Below are 19584 nucleotides of genomic sequence, written 5' to 3' on the forward strand. Positions count from 1 at the left end.
TCACACTGCTCCCTGCATCCACGACGGAGAAAGGGTGTGGGCTCAAAAATCCCGCGCTCAAAGGAGCATTCGCCATGTCATCAGATAGAAATGTGCTCATCGTCGGGGGGGCTGGCTATATCGGCTCCCATACAACACTCGCCCTGAACGCAGCTGGCTACACCACGGTTGTCTACGACAACTTCTTGTCGGGACACCGGGACGCGTGCTTTGGCACCCATCTGGTGGAAGGGGATCTGGCCGATACGCCCAGGCTGGTTGAGACCATGCGCACCTACAAGATCGACTGCGTGGTGCATTTTGCCGCCCTGATTGAGGCGGGACAATCAGTGATCACCCCTTTGCCTTTCTTCGAGAACAACGTCTCGGGTTCCCTATCGCTGCTGCGCGCCATGCAAGAGGCCGGCGTGATGCGGATCGTGTTTTCCTCTACGGCTGCTGTTTACGGCAACCAGACCGGCACGGGGACCTTGTCCGAAGATCTCCCGCGGGCGCCCATCAACCCTTACGGTGACAGCAAGGCCATGATCGAAACCGTGCTGGAGAGCTGCGTCGAGGCCCACGGGCTACAAGCGATTGCCCTGCGTTATTTCAACGCCTGCGGCGCCGATCCGGAAGGCCGCACCGGAGAGCGCCACGACCCTGAAACCCACCTCATCCCGCTTGTTATCCAGGCCGCGCGCGGCATCCGGCCCCATATCAAGATCTACGGAACAGATTACGATACCCCCGATGGCACCTGCATCCGTGACTATATTCATGTCTGCGACCTTGCCACGGGTCATGTGGCAGCGGTGAAGCATCTATGTGCCATGGATGCGCCGATGTTCCGGCCTATCAATCTGGGCACAGGTGAAGGTCTGAGCGTGCGCGAAGTGATCGACGCCGTGGCGAAAATATCCGGTCGCCCCTTTGATGTCATCGAAACCGCACGCAGGTCGGGCGACCCGGCAACACTGGTGGCCGATCCGCAGGTGGCCCATGATCTGCTGGACTGGCACGCCACACACAGCAGCATCGAACAGATCGTACAAACCGCATGGGATTACGCCGAACGCCCCCTGTGATCCCGCACAGCCCTGCGGTTTACATCCGGCACCGCGTCCCGAATAGCATGTTAGAGTCTAATATGCGCCTCAACGCCCGATAAGGATTGCCTCAAGTGCCTCCATCAACGTCCGTTCCCCAGCCCCCTGCGGTCATCACTGTTTTGATGGCTGTCTATAACGGGGCGAGGTATCTAGAGGCCCAGCTGGACAGCATCGCAGCACAGACCCATCCAGACTGGCGTGTTATCGCCAGCGATGATGGATCAACCGATGCAAGCAAACCCCTGCTTGAGGCGGTTGCCGGTCGCTGGACAAAAGAACACGTCACACCGTTGGAGATCATCGACGGGCCACGGCAAGGAGCGGCGGAAAACTTCATGTCACTGCTGCGCCACGCAGCCGGACAGGCCACCCCACCGGAGTGGATCGCCTTTTCGGATCAGGATGACATCTGGCTCGAGGACAAGCTGGCGCGCGCACAGGCCGCCCTGCGCGCACATCCCGCAGATGTGCCTGCGCTGTATTGCGCGCGCACCTGGATCATGGACCCGCAAATGGAACAGCGGCGGCTGTCCGCACCGCGCCCGCGGCCACCAGGATTTCGCAATGCGCTGGTCCAGAACATCGCTTCGGGGAATACGATCCTGCTCAATCCCGCGGCAAGCGCCATGGTGCTGGAAGCAGCAACACAGATCGGTCAGGTCGTCGTGCATGACTGGTGGGTATACCAGTTGGTCACCGGGGCAGGTGGCACCGTGGTGCATGATGACACACCCGCGCTGCTTTACCGTCAACACCCCGACAACGAGATCGGCGCCAACGACACCCTGCGCGCCAAGGCCAAGCGCATCGGTCAATTGCTGAAAGGGGATTTCCGCGACTGGAACCGGATCAATGTGGCAACGCTCAACATCACCGGTCAGATGCTTACCGCCCAGAACAGGCAGATCCTGTCAGGGTTCGAGAGCCTGCCAAAGTGCGCCTTGCTGCCCCGACTGTTTTTGTTACGGCGTCTAGGCCTTTACAGACAAAGCCTTGCCAGTACCGTAGCGCTCTGGGTTGCGGCGACCTTGGGCAAGCTGTGATCGCGCATCACGCCAGATCTGAAACGGGGTCGCGCTTAAGCCGTTCTGTTCGCCTTGGCCGCTTAAAATCAACGTGTTAGAATGGAATGACACGTACAAAGAATGAGTAAAACAGGCGCATTCACCTCCGACCATGCTTATGAAAGCAAAACAAAACTGGCAGTCTGATATGAGGCTGTGATTCACCTTAGCAAAGCTGCAAGCCGATCAAAATCCACGATTGCCCCACGTCCCCAGAACATACATGGAATGACCCAGAGTGACAAAAATCTATATATTGGGAACATCGAACTCAGTACTCGGTGTCAAAGGTTACGCCGAAGCTCTTGGATTGCAGCACGAGGTGACAAATCGCTCGTCGGGGCGGAATTCACTCATTTATCACATTGGCCATATTCTGGAAAACCGTGCCGAAATTGAATCCCACGATCTGCTTATTATCGACCACTATGTAAATGATGCGAATTTCTATTGTGGTTTCTTCGGCGATCAATACCCCCAATATCTGGAAATGCTCTATCAGCTGCTGGCGACCTTGAACCTACCAGTGCTCAATTTGATGTTTCCGTGCATTTCACACGATTACCCGGAAGTATGCGATCAGGTTCGTGAAATCTCCGCACAATACGGGATCACCGTTCTTGATCTGAATGAAGCGGGTTTCCGGCCGGAACATTTCAGAGATCCGGTTCACCTCAACCGCTATGCGTCCTACATGATGGGGCTGTTCCTTTTGCAATCGCTGGCACGCGGGATTGGTCCAAGACCAGCCGGAGGCATGCTGAGAAGCTATCCGCTGCGTGTGATTTCAGCGCAGGAGTTCACACCGGATTTACCGCTGCACTCTTTGGAAAATAGCGTTTCACGTATCCGCTATGTCCAGCTGGACGGGGAAAGAACGCTACCTTTGGAACAGGGAGAAAAGGTCATCTCAATCGGGTATTTCCGGGACCCCAAGGAATCTTTGTTGCAGGGTTTCATGCTTGATGGGAAACCATACGGCGTCCTTGCAAAAGACTTCGGTTCTTTTCAGGAGATGACCTCGATGCCCCTTGGTGTACAGACCTCGATTGCACCGCTCGTCGGGCCATGTGAGCGCGTGCAGGTTCTCGCTCGGAAGGTTTATATTTCAGGCGACTTCACACAGTCCTGTATAACAAACTTGGTGGTCCAGAACTCTGCCGTTACTTTTTCGGGTGACTTCGCCAATCACACGGTTTTCGATGTCACAATGGACGGTCTCGTCTCTGCGGTTGACGCTTCTGCATCCAAAGCCCAAGCAGTGCCTTCAAAAACACCAGTGGTCACACCCAAAGTCCATCCGGAGACAATCGACTTTCTACGTGACACAGCCTTGTCGCAGGATAGCACCGAACTGGATCGCGCCGTAGACCTAATGGAGCTTGCCCATTTCTACCGGCCCAAAGGGGCATTTATTGCCAACAAGCTTGAGGAATTGCGCAGTAAGCGCGCCAAAGTCGCATCAAAGCAGACTTAGCCTGACTTCAGGCGCCCCCCTCTCATCTGCGGTGTCTTGGACCTGTAGGTTTCAACGTCGTGAAAGCGACGGGTAAAACATGCAATCTGTACCGTCCGGATAAAACTCAAACCAGCTTAAATAACATAACAATCATTATAAACCGCATCTGAGATCGGCTTTGAATGTCGTTTCAGGTTAGACAGCGATGGCTTATCGAATGATCAAGCTACCGCAAAGCGCCGGATATAGACCCCTACCCTTTGATCTGTGCGCCCGCGCGGGCGCACAGTCAAAAACAGTTACTTTGACGGTTTGGGCACCGCTTCTTCTTCAAAAAGATAATACGACTTCAGTTCATCCGGGATCACACCCGATGCGACCAGACGTTTATTGACGTCGCGGTGTTGTTCAACAATCCGCTCACGCAAAGGTGCCGGTATTTTGAAGCGCGGATATTTATCAACGCCGAACTCTCGCTGAAGGGCTGTTGCCAAAACCCGACGCTCTTTCATCTTGGGCAGTTCAACAAAGCCTGCACGCGCGACCCGCAATCCCAGCTCTGACAGCGACACATTCGTGTCCCCCAGATCTCCGTATGTGCTGAGCAATTGCTTCTTGGGCAAATCTGTAAAGTGCCGGAAGAAATCCAGGATATAGGCCTTTGGCCCGGCCTTGATCGTCTCGAATGGTACAATCTTGACGGAATTCTCGCCAACCCGCTCAACCACTGGCTTGAGGATCTTCAACCAGTCGATAGGCTTTGCCTTGGCAAAAGGATCGAGAAAACTATCCACGTCCTCGTCAAAGCCGCGGTGTACGTTCTGCAAGAAAACACTTTCCAGAAAGCTGTCTTGTCGGCGGACGTAAAAGACGACTTGGAAATCATAGTCGGGGAAAATGTGCTTTAGGGTATCAATGCACCGTCCGGCCCCGGCGTAGACATTCGGTGTCGCCTCACCAAAGAGGTTCTCGATACTGATGACGACATCGCGGTCCTGCCAGGACGGGCCAAACACGTCTTCGGCCATTGCGTTCCAGACCTGCATATCAATGGTTTCCGGTGCCTCTTTGCGAAGCAAGAAGTCCCGCATACCACTGCGGTAAAAAGTCTGGCGCCGTGCGATCACCATACCCTGTGCCTCAAGCGCCGTGCGATGGCTTTCCATCGCTGCCTGCAACAGGCTGGTCGCTGTCTTATGTGCCCCGGGAAAGAGGAAAAGCTTCTTTTTAGTCATCACAGTCCTTTAACATCTCTAACCACTATCCGTAGGCCGACAGGGAGGCAATTCCCTGTAATACACCAGCCCCAAGATGCAATTACAATCGCCCCGCGCTATTTACCTGATGTTGACCCACAATCCGATCCCTACGGCCTATCGTCAAATACACACCATCTGGCACAGCGTTTTGCGCAAACCCCGCCATGGTGAAAGTCTTTGGCGAACAACACCCGAAGCATCGTCCGCCAAAGGCAACACCTGTTGTTTTATCTAGACTACCGGTTCCGAAACCAGATCACTGATTTTGCTGGACCAGCCAAGTCGGGCCGCGTCAAAGGTCTGTTCGACCCACGCAATATCGTCGCGATACATCTCATGCAGTGTTTTGAGTTCGTCCAGCGTGATCGACGCAGAGGCCGCTTTGCTGCTGCCTTCGTCGCCATTTTCCATGAACTTTATGTTCTTCGGATTTTTGCTGTCCTGATCGATCTGGATGGCATTGTCCCGGAAGGTCAGATTGAAACCGGGGTTGGCAGCCTTCGTAACGGCAGGAAGATCCACCCGCTTGAGCGCCAGGAAATCGCAGACATCATTCCAGCAATCGGCGGGACGCGTTTGCAGATCATCAAAGAGCATCACGTGGAAGTTGCTACGGTCAAACCGGCTGAGCCACATCTCCATGTGCTTGCGGTAGAACCCCATGTCGATGATGCCAAACTTTTTGCCGATATCGAGTATGGACTGACCGGGCTCGAACCGGTTGTACCGGAAGTGGTGGAAATAAGCGGAGACAGCCCGATCCACCGGATGCCGCAACCCGACAAGCAAGCGTACATCAGCGCCCAGTATTTCATGCACGGCACCGGGAACATCATCATTGCGCGGCTTGCCCGGCTGATAAAACTCCGAGGACGGATCAGCGCTCCACAAATAACCCGGAGAGCTTTCACCAGCCCAGGTCTCTGGGCCGCTGTCCACGAAATGCGCGGCATATTCCTCAATCATCTCCCGCCAGTTTGGCCGGGTGAAATGATGCACTTCCTTAGTCTCTGTCATAAAGACATCGGGGTGCTCCTTAAGGCGCTTATGGAGCCATGTCGTACCGGCCTTCTGGGCACCGATTACAAGAAGATTGGGATATTTCATTTGCCTGTCTCCTGCGGGACTATGGTCCCGTAAATGCTTTCGATATGACTCAGAACTTGGTCAAGCACGAATTCCAGCGTTAGTGTTTTCATACAATCGCATTCCCCCAAATCGATCTTGGTCGGCTTGAGCGCGGGCTTTGTCTCGCAGGGGGCGCAGTCTTTATCAACCATGATGATCAGACATTCAGGGTTGTCGGGGCCGCGTGTTACGGGGTTTGTGGGTCCGAATAATGCGGCTTGGGGCATCGCAAGAGCATTTGCGATGTTCATCACACCGCTGTCGTTCGAGATGAAATAATCACATTCCATGATGCCGTCGATGCTGTCTTGTAGGATCAGACCGGTGCTTTTTTGGGTGAAAGGCACAGCTTCCGCATCGCCACCGAAACAGACGACCTCATAGCCCCGTGAAATCAGGGCTTCGGCCAGTTGCTGGAAATAGGGCCAGCGCTTGACCGCCCAGTGGTTTGACTTTGACCCGGCATGAAATCCGATCCGGCGACATTCTTCAGGCTTGTTATAAGTCCGGTCTGCCAGAAAATAACCGCCCGTTGCCGCCGAGCGGTCCACGCCAAGCGCCTCTGCCACAAAGTCGATATTAAAGGCTCCCTCATGCACCTCACCCGACGGATCGAAGCGACGCCATTCGCGTGAATAGTGGACATCTTCAGCCGTGAAATCAAACCGTCCGTCTCCGAAAGAATGCGACACGAACACCTGCTTGTACGGCTTCATCAATATCCGCTCATCAAGCGGGAAGATCATGTTCACATAAGGTGATCCCGCAAACAGCTGGTCGGCCTCGGCCCAATCGCCTGACAGCACGATGTCCACAGGGGCATCCAGATATTCGCTAAGCCATTTGATCATCGGGGTGGTGTGCAGCATGTTGCCGATACCGGTCCCGATGGCCACCAGGGTCGGCGTTTTCTGCGCCCGCACCAACCGGTCAATCCCGCTTTGGAATATCTCGTACGACCAGCGGTCGGAATTCTTCTTTGCAGCCTCCGAACGCTTGGCGTGATAGTCGGCGTCAGAATACAGCCTGTCTATCTCGGCCGCCCAGAGATCGGGATCTTCGGGCAGGATAATGCCTGACTCTTCTAGCAAGTTGCGCACGTTGCCCACATCGGATCCAATCACCGGAATACCGTTGCGGTGCGCTTCAATCGGAACGCGGCTGAAGCTTTCGACAAAGTCATAGCTCGGTGTGAGAACAACCTGCGCGCGCCGGTAGAGCGCGCCCATGTCATCAACCCGTGCGACCAGTTCGACATTGCGCAGGCCACGCTTGCTGATCTCGATCTGCAAGCGCTTGCTGGTATCTTGGTTCTGGATCATGAAGAACGGAATATGTGGCAGCCGTTCGGCAACATCCAGTACCAGATAGCCGCCCTTGTCCTGACGTGAATTGGCCAACAACACGATCTTCTCTACCTGAGTTGCAGGCAAGGCATCGGCATTATCACGGGCCGCGTCATCCTTGGCCGGGGCGGCCTCCTCCATGGCAATAGATGGAACAATCGGGAGCAATACGCCGAATTCCTTGCGCACCAGATCTCGGGTAAAGACCGAATTCGCATACGTGGTACCAAAGCCCGTCAGGACAAGGTTGAACTCAAGACGGGTCGGCAGATCCTCAAGGTCCTTGAACCACGAATTTTCGGGCTGGGCGCGCGAGAATTTCATGTCACGCCAGAAATGCACACCGTGAATATGATAGGCGGCAGACCCTTTGAGCGCCTCCATCATTTCGAGCCCCATCCCCGTCACCGAATGAACAACCGCCGGCGCTTGTTCAAAGATGTGGTTGCGGAAGGACTCGACCCCGTAGTCCACCCAAGTGCAAGGCATGTCGGCCGGACCGGTATCCTCACCATTGTGATTGCCACCGCGCTCAAAGCCCATGAACTGGACATCCAGACCGTGCGTTTTGTATTCCTGCGCGGCCTGATACAGGAAATGCTCAGCACCGCCAAATTTGTTCGTGCCCTGTTTGGACACCAGCATCACGCTTTGCGCCTGCCTGTCACGCTGAATCCGGATCGCCGTTTCAACCTGACCGCCCCCCAAAAGACAGTCGAGCTGGACGCTGCCAATCTTGTGGTTCACAAATACCGGATCCCAGAAATCGAGGTTACGGTAGCACACCGGATCGTCGGGAAATTCCGGCGTCACAATGCGGATTTCGCCAACATGGTTCAGCGATGCGGTATTCACCGGCAACTGCTCCAGATTGATCTCTTCGCCCTCTATGCTGCGGAAGACGGTCTCGCCGTAGGTGCCCTCCCCCGAGAAACGCTTCATCAGTGTCTTGAGAAAGAGATAGGCATCATCGGTAAAATCATATTGCTGCACCAGATCCGCAGCCATGCGGTATTCACCGAAGAACACCAGACACTGCGCCTGAATGCGCACGTATTTCGAGGTCGGCTTGCACGCCACGGCCTGAGCAGCAGCAGCAAGAGCCTCCGTGCGGGCCCCCTGCCACATATAAAGCCGGGTCAGCTCATATTCGACAAGCCCGTCCTTGCGCCCCAATTCACGCGCCCGCAAAAGCAGCTCGCGTGCGAGGTCTGCGTATTCCGGTTTGGCCGGATATTTTCCGAAGGCCCCATGCGAGGCTTGGAACGCTTTGCGACCCGCCTCCAGCGTCCGGTTCGCCGACACTTTCACCTGCATCGACAGCGAGGTAAGCAGGCTGGTCACCCCCTCCTCCAGCAGTCCCAGCTTTTCTTCGGCAATGGACTTGAACCAAAATGCCTCTTCCGCATTCAGTGAGGTCCGCAGGGCCCTGTTTGACAGGATCAGCAGATGCTCGAACATGCCCAGAGCAATCAGACATTCCGCCAGCGTCTTGAAATAGATCGAGTCAGCCCCGAAACTGCGCACATATACGTTCAGCATCGACAGCAGGTCTTGTGCCGTTTTGGCATTCGGGCGCGTGGTCTTGAAGACGGCTTCAAAGCTTTTGCGGCGCTCCTGAACGGCCTTCGACGTCGCCTGTTCGGGTGTCGGCAACGCGAAATGCAGCATCACGCTACTGTCGATCATCAGACCATCGGCAACCGGAGGAAACTTGGCGCGCATGTCTTCCAGATGCTGTAGGTCCACGCGCCGCAAGCTCGGGATCGACGCCGTCATTGTCACCGCCGCCTGAAAGACCTGGTCATCCAATACCAATCGCAGCATCATATTGCTGTCTGTGGCACGGCGCAGCGCCGTCACAGTCGTCCGGGACAAAGGCAGCGCGTCGGCAGCCCATGACTGGCAGGATACATCCTGTGGAAACTGCGCCGCGGCATTGATCTGTGGCAGGATATCCTGGATGAAGCTTTGGCTCGCCAGCACATGGTTGATGACCTCGGTCAGAGGCGACACAAGCGTGGCCGCCAGTATCTCTGCCTCTGAGGGCGCGCGATGCGTAAAGAACCAGTAGCACTGTATGATATCGGTCTGCGTGACCGTCCCAGCGTTTTCAGCGTTTGGCCCTGATGGCGTCTTACCCGGCTGCACAAACGCTTTAGAGCCTTTTGCCTTGGCGTTTGATTTCCGTGACTGGTTCAGCCAGGCACTTGCCATTTCAAACGCACCGATCTCTGCCAGCTTGGCGGCCAAAGAGCGGGCCTCGTCGGTTGGCAGTGCATCGGGCTGCGCCTGCGCGGTTGGCGATGCTTTGCCTCCTGCAGAACTATCGCAGATGACATCGCCCCACTCAGAATACAGCTTGGTGTCGCCTCCCTCCGCCGCTGGTGCCCGAAAAAGCACGTGAGACGCGGCACTGGTGGCCTCATCAGCCGCATGGATCGGCACATGCACGGTTGGTGATACCCGCACCGACTTGCCGTCAGGCGTTTCCACAGACAAGGTCGTTTCCTGTGGCACCAATCCGGCGGGCACGCGGAAGACGATCATGTCCTCAAGCTTGGCGGCCAAATGCGCGACAGGCACAGGCGCGTTATCCTGCTTCATCTCGCCTTCGATAAAGACAGGCTGTTCTGCCTGCCCTGCCCCCAGCGAAACGGCCGCAAATGCCGCATCGGCCGGAAAGTTCGCAGGCAGCGGGACAGTAACAACCAAAAAGCCCGCAGCCGTTTCGGAAAAGGGACCTGTCAGATGACAATCGACCCTAACACTGGTGTCTTTCGGCAAGGAAGAGAGCGACAGGCTGATATCTGTCACCTTCTCGTCGGGGTCATTTGCCTCGCGCAATTTCAAAATCAGCTGCCGTGCTGCCGGATGATACCGCGCCTGCGCAACATGCAACTGCGCGGGGTCCACCGGGCTGTCCAGCACACTGATGAAAAGGGCCCGCAGGCGATGGATTTCAACACCGAGCTCGGGGGCCTGTGCGGCGTCCAGCAAGGTCAACATCAGGTTTCGGGCATCGGCAGCCCGTGCACTATCCCGATCCGCCGACTTGGGATCCGCACCATAAGACAGCTGTGCAATCTGTGCGCCAAACGCATCGCTGCACAAAAATTCAGCAAGTGACTGCATGGCGACAGGCAAGGTCTGTGCAGCGGCTATCGATTTTGCCTGACCGTCAACAGAAAGAGCGGCAAGAGCCGGATCAGCCACGGCAGCATGCAACGCACCCTCACACAAAATTTGCTGGATGACAGGCAGCTGGGCAGCGCTCTGAGCGGCATCAAAAAAGACCCCTTTGCGCTGCTCTATGGCCGTGCAGAACAGAACCATGTGATCGAACCTGTTGGTATCCGACACCAAACGGTCGCCCAAGTATAGCGGCGCACCCGGCTGCACACCAAGCTTGCTCCGCAGCCAGTCCTGATAGGTTACCGCCACATCACGCGCCAACAACGGCTCTGGCAACGCCATGCTAAAGGCCCGCTCTTTAGCTCCAAATTCCTTTGACACCAGCACCTTGCTCGCGGCTTCCAAAAACGGAAATCGTGATTTTTCTTCGATGTCCCTCTGGCTTGGTTTGCGGCCAAGGAAAAGGCCAAATAGATAGATCGTATCCCAGTTCATCATCGTACGTGCTTCGGTCATTTATAATAATCTTCTGTTAGATTCTCTTTTGACAACAACACGCGACGGCCATTGCCCCTTATCTTTTTCTGTCCAGTTCGGAGGGGGGGCAATGCAACTTTAGACTGCGGCTAAAGTTGCCTATTCGCCCCGAATTGGAGCCCCTTTGCTATGTACCGTCGTTGGCTCCTCAAGTATAGCAGCATATATGTTGATCCTACTTGTTCAGACCGGTTTGCGTCGGTTATTCCGATTAAAGGCCTTTTAACACATGAAAATTATGTCTTATCTTTCAGGGATGCCCACAGTTGTAGTGATGGGCGATGTGATGCTTGATCTGTACCTGTCCGGACGCGTCAGCCGCATCTCTCCCGAAGCACCGGTTCCGGTCCTGCACCACATGGCAGAACGGGCGGTCGCAGGTGGCGCAGCCAACGTTGCACTGAACATTGCCCAGCTTGGCGGACAGGCACGTCTGGTCGGACTTATCGGGCAGGATGAAGGCGGCGCGCGCTTGACCGATGTGCTGCGCCCGCTGGGGTTGGATCACGATCTCATCGCGTCCCATGATATTGAGACAGTCACAAAAACGCGGGTGTTGGCCGAAAACCACCACCAGTTTCTGCGCATTGACCGCGAACGCTTTATGGCGCTCGATAAGGCCCTGTGTGACACGGTGCTGGCCCGCCTTGATGCGGCCCTGGAAGGCGCGGGCATTCTTGTGCTGTCGGATTATGACAAGGGCCTGCTGTCGGACGATATGCTGCCCCGTGTGATCGCCTTGGCCAACGCCCGCGGCGTTCCTGTCATGGTCGACCCAAAGCGGCCTGATTTTGCGATCTACAAAGGCGCGCAAATCATCAAGCCGAACCTGAATGAGCTGTCCACGGCAACAGGGTACGATTGCCATGACATTGCGAACCGCGATCTGGCATTAAAACAGATCAGCGCACAGACCGGCGCCGATATCCTGCTGACAATGTCGGAAAAAGGGATGATCTATTACCCGGCTGCAGGCGGTGAAACGATCCATATGGCGACCTCTGCGCGCGAGGTGTTCGATGTTTCGGGGGCCGGCGATACGGTCATGGCGTTGTTCGCATCTGTCCGTGCCAGTGGCGCCCCGATAGAGACGGCAATGCATGTGGCCAATATTGCGGCCGGTCTCGTGGTTGCCAAGGTCGGCACCGCAGTGCTGGAAGTAGCCGAACTGGATGAGGCTCTGACCCAGTTCTCCCGGCATCGCAACACATCCCGGCCAACACAGACAGAAGACGACAGCAACGGCGAGATCATGGATCTGGCAACCGCCGCCGCCCGCAGTGCCGAATGGAAGCGTAGCGGTTTGCGTGTCGGCTTTACCAACGGCTGCTTCGATCTGCTGCACCCGGGCCATGTGCGCATTCTACAGGCCGCGCGCAGCTTTTGTGACAAGCTGATCGTGGGGATGAACACCGATGCCTCGGTCCAACGCCTCAAGGGGCCTACCCGCCCTGTACAGCAACAGGATGCGCGCGCCTGCGTTATGGCCGCCATGACAGGCGTTGACGGCGTCGTCCTGTTTGATGAAGAGACCCCGCTGAACCTGATCAAAGCGATTGTGCCAGATGTTTTGGTCAAGGGGGCAGACTATGAGATCAAGGACATCGTCGGAGCCGATTTCGTTCTAGCCAACAAAGGCAAGGTAGAGCGCGTTCCCCTGAAGGAAGGCCACTCAACCACATCCCTGATCGCCCGATCCAACCTGCCCACCCCCGGTGAGGCCACATCGTGACGCAGGCGCTGGATAGCGCACGGGCACAAGGCGCGCTGGACTGGCTGCTCGACACCAGCCTGCCGCTGTGGCTGTCCCGCGGACTGGACCGTGAACGCGGGGGTTTTCATGAATCTCTGGATCCGGTGACCGGTGGCTGCGACGCCGATTTCCGCCGCCTTCGGGTGGCAACGCGGCAAACCTATGTCTGGGCCGCTGCCATGCGTCTGGGATACGCAGAAGCCGAAGAAGGTCTGCACCACGGCCTGAAATTTCTGACCGGGCCCGCCCGCCACACAGAGGGTGGTTTTTGCAACCGCTTCGACCTGAACGGAAAAGTTACCGATGCCACGCGCGATCTTTATGATCTGGCCTTCGTCGCCTTCGCTCTGGCACATGCCTATGACGTTACCGGCGACACAACGCTGCGCGACGAGGCAGACGCCCTTGCCGCGCTGATCAGCAAGGACATGCCCCATCCTTCCGGTGGCTTCCATGAGGCACTGCCCCCTCGCCTGCCCCGCCGTCAGAACCCGCATATGCACCTGCTTGAGGCTGCATTGGCCTGGAGCGAACTTGCCCCCGAAGGTCCGTGGACCGGCATCGCGAAAGACCTTGTCGCCCTGTTCCAGACGCGATTGTTTGATCCTGCGACAGGGGCCCTGCCCGAATATTTCGATGCAGACCTGCGCCCCGTGACCGACGATCAGATGGTTGAACCGGGGCATCATTTCGAATGGGTTTGGTTGCTGCACCATGCAAAGCGTTTAGGCATTGCAGAGCAGACAAACGAGGCCGGCGCGCTTTATGATTTCGCGCACCGTTTCGGCATCGGCCCGTCGGGCGTACCGCATGGTGCTTTGGCGCTTGATGGACAAATCCTGCCGGTAGCGACCCGCATCTGGGCGCCGGCAGAATGGCTCAAGGCAGAGGCCGTGACACCCGGCCCTGACCGCGATGCACGCGTAGGGCGGGCCTGGGCTGCCGTGCAACGCTATCTGGAAGCAGACATGCCCGGTCTTTGGCACGAACGTCTGGACAAGGATGCCTTCGTGCCCGGCCCTGCCCCGGCCACCTCGCTGTACCATCTGGTGCTGGCGATCGAGGTTATGTGCCAAGCCACCGATTGCCACCCGCGCCCCTTTGCAACGAAAGCCCCCGTATGACAGAGGTCCACAGCGGGCGCAGTGCGGTGCTATTTGACCGGGACGGGGTGCTGAATGTCGATACCGGCTATCTGCACCGCCCCCAGGAATGGGTCTGGATTGACGGCGCACCGGAAACGATCGCCAGCGTCAAAAAGCGTGGACAATTGGCCATCGTAGTGACCAACCAGTCCGGCATCGCCCGGGGCTATTATGATGAAACGCACCTGCACGCCCTGCACGCTTGGGTGAATGATGACCTGGAACACCGGACCGGCGTGCGCATTGACGCTTTTTACCATTGCCCCTACCTGCCCGATGCACCGGTGGCTGCTTTTGCGCATCCCGATCACCCCGACCGCAAACCGAACCCCGGCATGCTGCTGCGCGCGATCGCCGATCACGGGCTTGATCCGGCATCCTGTCTGATGATCGGTGACAAAGACAGCGATATGCAAGCCGCTGCCGCCGCCGGCGTGACGGGCAAACTGTTCAGGGGCGGCGACCTGTCTCACATGCTGCGCGACTGATACTTGCGCCGCCCGCCAGACAGATCATGGGCATTTAGCCCGCGTTAGTGTCGAGATAGGCCCGGACACCGTCCTTGAGGTTTGTGAATTCGGCCTTATACCCCGCCTCCCGCAATTTTGTCAGATCAGCGCAGGTATAGCTTTGATAGGCGCCGCGCAGATGGTCGGGAAAGGGAACATATTCGATTTCACCCTTGCCGTGCCAGTCGATCACCGCTTCGGCCATGTTGTTGAAGCTGTGCGTGCGTCCCGAACCGCAATTGTAGATGCCCGACACATCCGGGTTATCCAGCATCCACAGATTTACCGAAACACAGTCTCTAACAAAGACAAAATCCCTTTCCTGCCCGCCATTGGCATACCCGTCCGTGCCCTCGAACAACCGGGCGACCGATGTATCACGCACCTGATTGGAGAAATGGAAGGCGGTAGACGCCATCGCGCCCTTATGTGTCTCACGCGGGCCGTAAACGTTGAAATATCTCAGCCCGACCACCTGAGCTGTCTTTTTCGGCAGCATGCGGCGTACATATTGGTCGAACAGAAATTTGGAATAGGCATACATGTTGATGGGCTTCTCGCAGGCCCGGTCTTCGCGAAAGCCGTTTTCGCCCATACCGTAAACAGATGCGGATGAAGCATAGATAAAGGCCGCGCCGTTGTCCTGACACCAGTGAAGCAACTGCTTTGAATAGTCATAGTTGACTTCCATGACATAGCGGCCGTTCCATTCCGTTGTTGCGGAACATGCTCCCTGGTGGATGATCGCCTCTACCGGGCCGAATGCCCCTGCATTCAGCTTTTCCATCAGTTGATCGGATTCAACATAGTCAGCGATATCAAGATCAACGAGGTTAACCATCTTGTGACCATCTTCAAGCTGATCCACGATAACGATATCGGTCTGGCCACGGCGGTTCAGCGCCGCAACAATGTTAGATCCGATAAAACCCGCACCACCCGTGACAATAATCATTGGCAGAATTCCCCTATTTCAATTCAAGCAAGGACTATCACTGAACGCATTCAATCTCTAGCCTTCAAGCCTATAAATAGTCGGCAAGTTCCGGCTCTGGACGTGGTGCTTGAAAACGCAGCTTTCGGCACGATCAGGCGGGCAATTGCAGCTTCAAATAGCTGCAATTCAGGCTCTAATACAGGGCTTTCCGGTCAGCATAGTCAGTAAGGATTATAGGATTTTTCCTCAATGATGACCGAACCGGTCAGCATATTGATCTTGCGCTTGATCTCGGCACGCTTGTCGTTCCTGATATAAACCTGACGCGCCAGTTCGATGAAATCGGCACCAAAATTCTGGTCACGCTCGGCCTGGCGCTTACCATCCTCGATATCCCACAGCGTGTTGTTCACCTCTTCCAGTTGCCCGACAAGCGCATCCAGCTCCGGGCCCGACACAGGAACCTTCGTGACGGCCTTCTCCAGCGCTTCAAGTTCCAGCTTGACGTTCTTTCGTTTCGCGGCGTCGGAAAATCGTTTTAGTTTGATCCTGAGAATGGTGATTTTGTCGAAAAGCTCACCAACAGATACGGGTATGTCTATATTATTCAAAGCATCGCCTTTCTATAGAGGGCGCAAAGTGTTTCAGTCCTGACACAGATGTCTAAACGCCTGCATGACATCCTCTACGGAGATGTCGGATATACACTTACATTCTCCGGAACGAAACCTCTCTATGTCAGTGACTTCGCAGGGCGTACAGTCCCGCTGTGCAGAAAGGCTGATGCAGTTCGATCTTAGCGGCGCGCGCGTCGCCACATCTGTCGGGGCGAACAGGGACAGGACCGGAATGCCCAAAGCATGGGCAATGTTCATGACCCCGCTGTCATTGGATATGAAGTAATTACAGGCGCGAATTTCACTCACCATTTCCTCGATTGTGCCGCCGGTGTAATCCTGTGCGCCCTCGACATATTCATCGGCAACCCCGAATGAACGCAGCTCCCATCCTTCGGCTGTCAGACGCGGAACGAGCTCTTCAAACCCCGTCCACCGCTTCGAGCTCCAATAGCCCGGTTTTGACCCGCCATGGATGCCGATAACCCGCCCCTGCGTCCATGTATGGTTGATGTTGGACACATAATAGTCATTCGCAAAAGTCGCGGGATCGTATGGCACCCCCATCATCGCCTCTACGGCCTCCAGATTAAATAGGCTTTCATGCGATGTCTCACCCGGCCGGAACATGTTCCAGTCCCGGCTATAGAGCACATTCGGAGAATTGAACCGCATCCGTGCCGACCCGAAGCAATGCGAGAGAAAGACAGTATCGTAGTAACGCTCCAAAAGCGCTGGTCCCATCCGGTGCACCGCATTCACAATCCCGTCGCGTTGCAGCAGAAACAGGCTCCCGCTGTAGTCCTCGGCCACGACAACATCGACCGGCGCGCCAATGTGCCGCGCGATGGCAGTCAGCATTGGCCCGCAATGCAGCAGATTGCCGATCCCTGACCCGACACCGACCAACACAGGCTTGCGCATGAAATCAAAGACATTTCGCTGCGCATCGCGCTGTCTGGCAGCAGAGTAGCGGATGGCGTTTTCATGGGCGCGCTGGACGCATTGTGCGTAATACTCGGGGTCGTCATAAAGCCGCGAGATTTCGGTGGCCCATGCATCAGCATCTTCGGGCAAAACGATCCCGGATTCAGTCAACAGATACGGCACGTTGCCTTCGGTCGATCCGATGACCGGTTTGCCAAAGCGATGTGCCTCAATGGGGACGCGTCCGAAGGTTTCCTTGAACTGATAGCTTGGAACCGCGACCACATGGGCCCCAAGATAGAGGGGGGTCATATCCTCTACCTTCGAGATGATCTCGACGTTTTTCAGCCCTCGGCTATCGATCTGGGCAATGCCTGCTTCGATGGATTTTTGATTGGCGATTGTCACAAAGGACACGTTGGGTAGACGTTCTGCGACATCAAGGATCAGATCAAACCCTTTGTCGGGCCGTGAATTGGCCAACAGAACATAATTCATGCGCGTGGGGGCGTCCGACATCAGGCACGTTCTCCCGGAATGGATGGAATAACCGGACAGCGAATACCATGGGCGGCTTCGATGATGTCACGTGTATATTCGGAATTGGCGAAAATGGTCTGGGCCTGAGACATGATATAGCCAAAGTCCTCGCGGGGGATCGGGGTGCCGTCGCCCTCGAAAAAGGTCTCGCCGCCGCCACGGCCCAGCACGTCACGCCAGAAGTAGATGCCGTATACGAAGGTGATGTTAGTCATCTCAAGCGCCTGCGCCACCTGATACCCCATACCTGAAATCGCGTGCACCACAGACGCACGATTTTTGATGAAGTACCGCCGCATCACGTTGGGGTCGTTGTCGATCGCGCCCGAAACGATGCCTTCGGGTTTCACGTGACTTTCGATCGCTTCCCGTTCAACCCCGAGGATATGTGGCTCTAACCCGAATGATTTGTAGTTATAGGCCAGGCTTTCCATCGTGTGCTCGGCGCCGCCGAATTTGGCGATCCCGTACCGAGAGAGCAAGACAACAGGGCCGCTGCCGGGTGTCGGGGTTTTGGGGGTGTAGACCCATTCATAGGCGCCCAATTGGACGTTGAGCGGCTTTTCCAGTTCGATCAACCCTGCAAGATCCAAATCCTGAAGAGCCTTCGCCCGCCACAAACGGGTGCCGTCTTCATCAATGATGCAGCCTGCTTGGGGGTGACGCATGACCAGCTTTCGCCACGTGTCATAATTGTGCTCAGCCGTGGGTCCCAGAACAAGGATATCTTCTTTGCCGACGTCATGTGTAAACAACGCGCCCAATGTCGCGCAGTTTTCAAATCTGGACTGATCACCATGAAGCAGCGGTGAATCCGGTTCGTCCGGACGGGTGACCTGAATGAAACCGGGCTCGGGCAGGGGCTTGAGTGCCCCTTGCAGATATCCGTAGACACGTTTGTTGTTGGTCGCCGTCAGGTTGCCAGGCCATCTTTCGAGGATCAGGTCCGACAGCTCCATCGCCTCATCGATTTTGCGCATCTCGATCAGGATACGTGTTTTGGCGACCAGCGGTTCCGGCCGGTCCGGATTTTGCGCGATGCTGATTTCGATAATCCGCTCGGCCAGATCCAGATCGCCAATCTGCGTGGCCGCCTGTGCCAGCGACGCCGGCAATTTGGGCAAGGGATCCAGATCTAAAAGCGCGTTGAGAAGCGCCAGAAGATCGGCGGACAGCGCCTGATCCTGTGCGTGACCCGCCGCATTGATCTGGCGGGCACCGACCTTGGCCAGTTCAAGGCCGGAACGTTCCGGTTTCCAGCCGCTGTTATAAAGCTTCAAAAAGATCGATCGAGCCTGTTCGAGCTGACCATCCTGTAGATATGTAACCCCCAGAAAAAACTCCGGCTCGGGGTCATCTTCGGACAGGGAGATCAACATGTTGAAAAACATGTAAGCCTTTGACAGGTCTTTTTCGTACAGACATCCGCGCCCGATGGACAAAAGCAGCGCGTGAAATTCCTTATTGCCGGCCAGAAACGTACCCGAATTACTTAACTGCGGCCACCGCTCAGGAATTGGGAGCCTTCGGGCCAGAAGAGCATTCTCAATCTGCGCCAGAACCGCCTTGCCAGCGCCTGTCAGGCGCGCAGATTTCTGGGGCTGTGGGGTGGACGCATTTGATGCAGCAGGCACAGGCGCGGGCTGAGAAGTTTGTGTCGGAGCGGGCGCACTGCCAACAAGCTTATTGCTGAGAGCGACCGTCTGATCCGGCGCGCCCTTGAGGCGAACAACCCCTGTCATCAGCTTTTCAGGCGGATAGTCTTTTGAGGGTTTAATGCGAAATCCGTGAAACCCGGTTCCCACACCTCTATCAAGGAGGTGCTGGCGGAAATCATCTGCAACAGCAGTCCCCAGAGTTTCTCCGTCGACCAAAAACTCGACCTCTAGTGGCGTGGCGTAGTTATCAGAATAGAGGCACCAGCCTGTGATATATCCATGAGCTGACACACCAGCCCACCCCTTTAAAACATGACTCATACCAGCCCTAGCCTACATTTTTTTGGACACATGGCGTATCTCATGAAAACCACTCCCACAACGACAAAACAGTCTTCAGCCAGACCTGCAAGGCGCTTTGGAAAACGATCGCCCAAACCTATACCCGCACATGGTGATGCACCACCACCCCTGCCGGA

13 protein-coding genes are annotated in these 19584 nt (G+C 56.1%); 6 read left to right on the plus strand and 7 right to left on the minus strand.

From position 1 onward, the window contains the following. Nucleotides 1–74: 74 nt before the first annotated feature. The 3 genes from galE (at nt 75) to K3757_RS18795 (ending at nt 3632) form a co-directional block, all read left to right on the plus strand. On the plus strand, nt 75–1067 hold the full coding sequence (gene galE, locus K3757_RS18785; protein ID WP_260001544.1) for a UDP-glucose 4-epimerase GalE: 993 nt from the start codon (nt 75–77) through the stop codon (nt 1065–1067). 95 nt (nt 1068–1162) lie between these two features. Continuing rightward, nucleotides 1163–2134: a glycosyltransferase family 2 protein gene (locus K3757_RS18790; protein WP_260001545.1), complete on the plus strand. Its 972-nt coding sequence runs from the start codon at nt 1163–1165 to the stop codon at nt 2132–2134. A gap of 259 nt (nt 2135–2393) precedes the next feature. Beyond that, nucleotides 2394–3632: a hypothetical protein gene (locus tag K3757_RS18795; RefSeq protein WP_260001546.1), complete on the plus strand. Its 1239-nt coding sequence runs from the start codon at nt 2394–2396 to the stop codon at nt 3630–3632. A gap of 281 nt (nt 3633–3913) precedes the next feature. Here K3757_RS18795 and K3757_RS18800 read toward each other — a convergent pair whose 3' ends face one another. The 3 genes from K3757_RS18800 to K3757_RS18810 form a co-directional block, all read right to left on the minus strand. Next, nucleotides 3914–4849 carry a hypothetical protein gene (locus tag K3757_RS18800; protein ID WP_260001547.1) on the minus strand — a complete coding sequence of 312 codons (936 nt, stop codon included), beginning with the start codon at nt 4847–4849 and terminating at the stop codon, nt 3914–3916. Between the two features lie 255 nt (nt 4850–5104). Further along, nucleotides 5105–5980 carry a sulfotransferase domain-containing protein gene (locus tag K3757_RS18805; RefSeq protein ID WP_260001549.1) on the minus strand — a complete coding sequence of 292 codons (876 nt, stop codon included), beginning with the start codon at nt 5978–5980 and terminating at the stop codon, nt 5105–5107. Next, nucleotides 5977–10998 (minus strand): glycosyltransferase, encoded by a 5022-nt coding sequence (locus tag K3757_RS18810; RefSeq protein WP_260001551.1) that lies wholly within the window; start codon nt 10996–10998, stop codon nt 5977–5979. Before K3757_RS18810 ends, K3757_RS18805 begins: the two co-directional genes overlap by 4 nt. Before the next feature lie 250 nt (nt 10999–11248). Between K3757_RS18810 and rfaE2 the strand changes: the two genes are divergently transcribed. From rfaE2 to K3757_RS18825, 3 genes are read left to right on the plus strand one after another with little or no spacing between them, the layout of a single operon-like run. Further along, entirely contained in the window at nt 11249–12751 is a 1503-nt protein-coding gene (rfaE2, locus tag K3757_RS18815) for a D-glycero-beta-D-manno-heptose 1-phosphate adenylyltransferase (protein WP_260001553.1), read from the plus strand. After that, on the plus strand, nt 12748–13896 hold the full coding sequence (locus tag K3757_RS18820; protein WP_260001555.1) for an AGE family epimerase/isomerase: 1149 nt from the start codon (nt 12748–12750) through the stop codon (nt 13894–13896). The genes rfaE2 and K3757_RS18820 overlap by 4 nt, the downstream gene beginning before the upstream one ends. After that, nucleotides 13893–14405 carry an HAD family hydrolase gene (locus K3757_RS18825; protein ID WP_260001556.1) on the plus strand — a complete coding sequence of 171 codons (513 nt, stop codon included), beginning with the start codon at nt 13893–13895 and terminating at the stop codon, nt 14403–14405. Before K3757_RS18820 ends, K3757_RS18825 begins: the two co-directional genes overlap by 4 nt. Before the next feature lie 34 nt (nt 14406–14439). Here K3757_RS18825 and rfaD read toward each other — a convergent pair whose 3' ends face one another. The 4 genes from rfaD to K3757_RS18845 form a co-directional block, all read right to left on the minus strand. After that, nucleotides 14440–15381 carry an ADP-glyceromanno-heptose 6-epimerase gene (gene rfaD / locus K3757_RS18830; RefSeq protein ID WP_260001558.1) on the minus strand — a complete coding sequence of 314 codons (942 nt, stop codon included), beginning with the start codon at nt 15379–15381 and terminating at the stop codon, nt 14440–14442. A gap of 203 nt (nt 15382–15584) precedes the next feature. Beyond that, nucleotides 15585–15974: a DUF6165 family protein gene (locus K3757_RS18835; protein ID WP_260001559.1), complete on the minus strand. Its 390-nt coding sequence runs from the start codon at nt 15972–15974 to the stop codon at nt 15585–15587. 33 nt (nt 15975–16007) lie between these two features. Further along, nucleotides 16008–17426 carry a glycosyltransferase gene (locus K3757_RS18840; RefSeq protein ID WP_260001560.1) on the minus strand — a complete coding sequence of 473 codons (1419 nt, stop codon included), beginning with the start codon at nt 17424–17426 and terminating at the stop codon, nt 16008–16010. Next, nucleotides 17426–19396 carry a hypothetical protein gene (locus K3757_RS18845; RefSeq protein ID WP_260001561.1) on the minus strand — a complete coding sequence of 657 codons (1971 nt, stop codon included), beginning with the start codon at nt 19394–19396 and terminating at the stop codon, nt 17426–17428. Before K3757_RS18845 ends, K3757_RS18840 begins: the two co-directional genes overlap by 1 nt. Between the last annotated feature and the right edge of the window lie 188 nt (nt 19397–19584).

The organism is Sulfitobacter sp. S223, assembly GCF_025143825.1.
GTDB lineage: Bacteria > Pseudomonadota > Alphaproteobacteria > Rhodobacterales > Rhodobacteraceae > Sulfitobacter.

Bases quoted from the DNA above. Each gene is read 5' to 3' on its own strand.
- galE (WP_260001544.1), top strand. From the start codon at position 75: ATGTCATCAGATAGAAATGTGCTCATCGTCGGGGGGGCTGGCTATATC.
- K3757_RS18800 (WP_260001547.1), bottom strand. From the start codon at position 4,849: ATGACTAAAAAGAAGCTTTTCCTCTTTCCCGGGGCACATAAGACAGCG.
- K3757_RS18805 (WP_260001549.1), bottom strand. From the start codon at position 5,980: ATGAAATATCCCAATCTTCTTGTAATCGGTGCCCAGAAGGCCGGTACG.
- K3757_RS18810 (WP_260001551.1), bottom strand. From the start codon at position 10,998: ATGACCGAAGCACGTACGATGATGAACTGGGATACGATCTATCTATTT.
- rfaE2 (WP_260001553.1), top strand. From the start codon at position 11,249: ATGAAAATTATGTCTTATCTTTCAGGGATGCCCACAGTTGTAGTGATG.
- K3757_RS18825 (WP_260001556.1), top strand. From the start codon at position 13,893: ATGACAGAGGTCCACAGCGGGCGCAGTGCGGTGCTATTTGACCGGGAC.
- rfaD (WP_260001558.1), bottom strand. From the start codon at position 15,381: ATGATTATTGTCACGGGTGGTGCGGGTTTTATCGGATCTAACATTGTT.
- K3757_RS18840 (WP_260001560.1), bottom strand. From the start codon at position 17,426: ATGTCGGACGCCCCCACGCGCATGAATTATGTTCTGTTGGCCAATTCA.